This is a genomic window from Dietzia sp. B44 (genome assembly GCF_014145245.1).
In the GTDB taxonomy this organism is placed as follows: Bacteria; Actinomycetota; Actinomycetes; order Mycobacteriales; family Mycobacteriaceae; genus Dietzia; species Dietzia natronolimnaea.
In genome coordinates, this window is sequence record NZ_JAALEF010000334.1 from 1 (window position 1) to 5,325 (window position 5,325).

Below are 5,325 nucleotides of genomic sequence, written 5' to 3' on the forward strand. Positions count from 1 at the left end.
CGCCGCCGCGAGCGCCGCCACCGCCGCCGGCCTGGGCCCCGCCTACAACGTGGCCGAGGGATTCGAGGGCGACCCGGACGCGGCGGGCCATCGCGGGTCGGTCAACGGGTGGAAGGTCGCGGGACTGCCCTGGCGACAGTCCTGACCCGGCCCGACCCGCCACCGCACCACCGACGACACTCAGAAAGCAGCGGATGAGAAACAACGAGCTCCCCGACGGACTCCACCCCGACACCCTGGGGGTGCGGGCCGGGCAGATGCGCACCGGCTTCGAGGAGACCGCCGAGCCGATGTTCCTCAACTCCGGCTACGTCTACGAGTCGGCCGAGGCGGCCGAGGCGTCGTTCAACGGGGACATCCAGCGGTTCGTGTACTCCCGCTACGGCAACCCCACCGTGGCGATGTTCCAGGAGCGGCTGCGGCAGATCGAGGGCGCCGAGGCGTGCTTCGCCACCAGTTCCGGCATGTCGGCGGTCTTCGTCTCGCTGGCCGCGCTGCTGGGCAACGGCTCGCGGCTGGTGGCCTCGCGGGCGCTGTTCGGCTCGTGTTTCGTGATCTGCAACGAGATCCTGCCGCGCTGGGGCGTGGAGACGGTGTTCGTGGACGGCTCCGACCTCGAGCAGTGGCGCGAGGCGCTCAGCGAGCCGACCGACGCCGTGTTCTTCGAGTCGCCCTCCAACCCCATGCAGGAGCTGGTGGACGTGCGCGCGGTCTGCGAGCTGGCGCACGCGGCGGGCGCGCAGGTGGTGGTGGACAACGTCTTCGCCACCGTCCTGCACCAGAAGCCGCTCGAGCTGGGCGCGGACATCGTGGTCTACTCCACCACCAAGCACATCGACGGTCAGGGCCGCGTCCTGGGCGGCGCCGTGCTGGGGCCGGAGGAGTACATCTCCGGACCCGTGCAGAACCTGATGCGTCATGCAGGATTCGGTATGAGCGCCTTCAACGCCTGGGTGCTGCTCAAGGGCCTGGAGACCATGAGCCTGCGAGTCGAGCGCATGTCCGCCAACGCGCTGGAGGTGGCGCGGTTCCTCGAGTCGCACGACGCGGTGGAGTGGGTGCGGTACTCGATGCTGCCGTCGCACCCGCAGTACGCCCTGGCCACGGAGCAGATGTCGGGCGGCGGGTCGGTGGTGACGTTCGGTCTGAAGTTCGACGACGACGAGGAGGACCGCGGCAAGCAGCGCTGCTTCTCACTCCTCAACGCGCTGAGGGTCATCGACATCTCCAACAACCTCGGCGACGCCAAGTCCCTGGTGACCCATCCCGCGACCACCACCCATGCGTCCATGGAGCCGGAGGCCCGCGCCGCAGTGGGGATCACCGACAACGTGGTCCGACTCTCGGTGGGGCTCGAGTTCGCCGGAGACCTCATCGATGACTTGCGTAGGGGTCTAAACTAAGTTTCATGCGGTCACATGACGGCGCGTCCCGGACGAGGGTGGCGGTGCTGCCCGCCGCCCACCCGGCCGTCCGCAGGATCACGGGACTGGCGTCGTCCGGGCACATCGAAATGGTCCCGGTGCGGCCGGGTGTGGTCAACGGTGAATCCCACCCGGGCACGTACGCGAAGGACGCCCGTCCGATCCCCGACCGCGACCTGGGGAGCCTGGATGTGGCCCACGTGCACTTCGGTTACGACTATCTCGAGCCGGAGAGCGCCCGCGACATGATCGAGCACCTGTCCCGCGCCGGGGTCCCGATGGTGCTGACCGTGCACGACATCGTCTACCCCTCGCACGAGGACTCGCAGCCGCACCGGGGGCACACCGGCGCGCTCGTGGGGGCCGCCGCACAGGTGCTCACGCTCACCGAGGTCGCCGCTTGTGAACTGTGGGTGCGGTGGGGTGTGCAGGCGATGGTGGTGCCGCATCCTCGGCTACTCGACGAGACGGAGATCTCGTCGGCCATCCGCGCCTCCACGCACCTCCGGGCGCCCGGGGACACCGTCGTGGGTGTGCTGTTGGAACGGATGGGCGAGAACATCGAGGGGCCCGAGCTGCTCGACCTGTTGGCGCCGGTGGCGACCGGCCGGCGGAACGCGCATCTGCGGATCGTCGTGGAGGCGCAGGCGTGGCGTGACGCGTGCGGTGAGGACCGCGAGAGCGGCGGGCACCACCTGGTGGCCGAGCTCGCGGCGGAGGGCGGGTGGGAGTCCGTGCGGTTGATCCGTTACGAGGCCCGCGACCTGGGGCCCGTGCTCGCCGAGTTCGCCGCCCTCGACGTGTGTGTCCTGCCGTATCGTTTCGCCACCCACTCCACCTGGCTGGAGCTGTGCCGGGACCTGGGGGTGGCGCCCGTGCTGCCGGCCGTGGGCTTCCTCCGTGAGCAGTGGTTCGACCGCTGCGATCCGGACGAGCATTCGGGCGAGGTGTACGACCCCAAGGACCCCGGCACCTTGACATGGGCGGTGCGCACGGCCATCGATGAACCCCGGTCGCCGCCGCCGCGCGTCGAGGGCGCGGATCCGGGGAAGGTCATGGCCGCGCACGAGCAGGCGTACCGGATGGCCGCGCGACGGCGTGAGGCGATCCAGGACGGCTCGTGAACCCGGCCTGGCGGGTGTGACCGACCGCCGGTCGGGTGACGGGTCGGTCAGGTCCCGGCGTCCGCGCGGGTGATGTCGATGGGCCAGGCGAGCATCAGCACCGAGTCGGGCGCGGGGGACGCCGAGTCCATGCTCAGCTCGAGGCACACGGTGACGGGCGCTCCCGGGGTGGTGCGGGTGGCGGCGGGCAGCACCAGGGGTTCGTCGACGGTGGCGGCGTCCACCGGCTTCGGCGGTGTCGCGTCACCGACCAGGATGCTGGGGGTGCCGCTGCTGAACGTGGGCGCGGCGCAGGCGCCTCCGATGGTGGTGACGGCCCGGATCCGGACGTCGGCGGCGGTCGTGGGGTCGCCCTCCACCAGCGCGCCCCTGCCGATCATCACGTGGGCCTCCGAACGGGAGTCGACGCTCGTCCGCAGGGTCAGGGGTTGGTACGCGGAACGGTTGCGGAGCCCGGCGGTGTCCACGCGCACGGGGAAGTGCCCGCCGTAGGTGGAGATGGGTGCGGTCCAGGTGGTGCCGAAGTCGGTGGAGGCCTGCACTGACCAGGAGGAGCTGCGCAGCGCCGACTCGCGGGCGTCGTCCTCGCGGTCCTGGAGGATCACCGTGGCGCCGAGTGCACAGGCGGAAGCGGAGCCGAGGGCGACCAGCGCGGTGGCCGCGTGTCGAATCCGCATAGCTCCTCCGAAAGCCATCACTCGGCGATCAGTCCGGAGGAGGGGGCTCCGGCACGGGCTGGCCCGCCATGATCGCCGCTTCATCCAGAGTATGGTCGCCGGTGGCCGAATCGTTACATTCCGCGCGGCGAGTGACGAATCTCACGACCGTTCCTGCGTGTTGCAGCGGGTGTCAACGGATGTAGACGACCGTCCCGGTCTTCTGGTTGACGGCGGCCCAACGCCACCTGTCCGAGTCCGGGTCGCTCGAGGTGAACGTCGTCCAGTCGCCGCTCGGGCGGGTGCCCTCGTTGATCCAGGTGTCCAGCGCGGCCAGAGCCGTGCGGGTTCCGGTGGGGACGGTGTCGCCCTCGATGACGACGTCGAAGTCATCGCCGTCGTCGTCTGGTCGGATCCGGGGGCCCGCTGCTGCGGCTCGACCGCGTCGCTGTCACGCCTGGAACCCCGGCGCGGCGGCGCTGGCATACTCGGCTGCAGTGACCCGACCACCGCGTCGGTGAAGTCACTCACACAACCCACGAGGAGTCGTCGATGCCCCCCACCTCCGCTCTGAAGCTCGGTTACAAGGCCTCGGCCGAGCAGTTCGGCCCGCGGGATCTGGTCGAGTACGCGATCCTGGCGGAGCAGGCGGGCATGGACTCGGCCACGGTCTCGGACCACTTCCAGCCGTGGCGCCACGACGGCGGCCACGCCCCGTTCTCCCTGGCGTGGATGACGGCCGTGGGGGAGCGCACCGAGCGGCTGCAGCTGGGCACCTCCGTGCTCACCCCCACGTTCCGCTACAACCCGGCGGTGCTCGCGCAGGCCTTCGCCACCATGGCGTGCCTCTACCCGGACCGCATCTTCCTCGGCGTGGGCACCGGCGAGGCGCTCAACGAGATCGCCACGGGCCACCAGGGGCAGTGGCCGGAGTTCAAGGAGCGGTTCGCCCGCCTGCGCGAGTCGGTCCGGCTCATGCGCGAGCTGTGGACCGGCGAGACCACCAACTTCGACGGCGATTTCTACACCACCAAGGACGCGTTCCTCTACGACGTGCCCGAGGGTGGCGTGCCGGTCTACATCGCCGCCGGTGGACCCGTGGTGGCCAAGTACGCCGGCCGGGTGGGCGACGGCTTCATCTGCACCTCGGGCAAGGGCATGGAGCTCTACACCGACAAGCTCCTGCCGGCGGTGGAGGAGGGCGCGGGAATCAACGACCGTGACTCCTCCCGGATCGACCGGATGATCGAGATCAAGATCAGCTACGACCCCGACCCGGCGGCGGCCCTGGAGAACTGCCGCTTCTGGGCGCCGCTCTCGCTGACGCCCGAGCAGAAGCACTCCGTGGACTCGCCGCGCGAGATGGAGCGCCTGGCCGACGAGCTGCCCATCGAGCAGGTCGCCAAGCGCTGGATCGTCGCCTCGGATCCCGATGACGCGGTCGCGCAGGTCAAGCAGTACGTCGACGCCGGCCTGAACCACCTCGTGTTCCACGCGCCGGGCCACGACCAGAAGCGGTTCCTGGACCTGTTCAAGACCGACCTCGAGCCGCGGTTGCGTGACCTGGCGTGAGCGGCGCGAGCACCGTCCCGGGCCCGGACAAGGCTGACCTCTCCGGCCTCGAGGGCCTCCTCGACGTGGCCGAATCGGTTCGAGTCCTGCGCTACCCGCACGAGACGGAAGCCGACGAGGAGGGTCAGACCACGGAATGGCACTGCGACATCGTCGTCGTCGACAACGTCCCCGCGCCCGGGTTCACCACCTACGCCACCGTCGGCGCCCGGGAGCTCCCCACCAACGTCACCACGCCCGACGGTCGGCAGATCCGCAGTGAGTTCGTCACCGTCGGCCGCACCGGACACCGCGCCATGGCCGACGTCCTGGACGCGTGCGCTCTGGCCGTGGCCACCGGGTCCATCCACGTGGCACCGGGCGCGGTGATCCCCGGCGCGGTGGGGCTCGTCGACTCCGGCCGACGCTGCGAGCACCTGGTCCTCACCCCGCCGTTCCTGTGGCCCGACCTGCAGGTGGTCGACGAGACCGGCGGCCCGGACGGCACCGGACCACTGCTCACCCGGCTGCAGGCCGTCCCGATCACCTCCGCCGAGATGTCGGCGGTCG

At 70.5% G+C, this 5,325-nt stretch carries 5 protein-coding genes; 4 read left to right on the top strand and 1 reads right to left on the bottom strand.

The genetic code is table 11. The annotated features are described in order from the left end of the window. Positions 1-194 precede the first annotated feature (194 nt). Both G6017_RS11305 and G6017_RS11310 read left to right on the top strand, forming a co-directional pair. Entirely contained in the window at positions 195-1,403 is a 1,209-nt protein-coding gene (locus tag G6017_RS11305) for an O-succinylhomoserine sulfhydrylase (RefSeq protein ID WP_182617405.1), read from the top strand. A 5-nt stretch (positions 1,404-1,408) separates the two neighbouring features. After that, on the top strand, positions 1,409-2,548 hold the full coding sequence (locus tag G6017_RS11310; protein ID WP_194307847.1) for a glycosyltransferase family protein: 1,140 nt from the start codon (positions 1,409-1,411) through the stop codon (positions 2,546-2,548). 47 nt (positions 2,549-2,595) lie between these two features. Here G6017_RS11310 and G6017_RS11315 read toward each other — a convergent pair whose 3' ends face one another. Beyond that, on the bottom strand, positions 2,596-3,225 hold the full coding sequence (locus G6017_RS11315) for a hypothetical protein (RefSeq protein ID WP_182617407.1): 630 nt from the start codon (positions 3,223-3,225) through the stop codon (positions 2,596-2,598). A gap of 531 nt (positions 3,226-3,756) precedes the next feature. Here G6017_RS11315 and fgd point away from each other — a divergent pair. Next, positions 3,757-4,776 (top strand): glucose-6-phosphate dehydrogenase (coenzyme-F420), encoded by a 1,020-nt coding sequence (gene fgd / locus G6017_RS11320; protein WP_182617409.1) that lies wholly within the window; start codon positions 3,757-3,759, stop codon positions 4,774-4,776. Then, positions 4,773-5,325, top strand: a 553-nt coding sequence (locus G6017_RS11325; RefSeq protein WP_182617411.1) for a suppressor of fused domain protein, incomplete at its 3' end; no start/stop codon positions are given. The genes fgd and G6017_RS11325, both read left to right, overlap by 4 nt.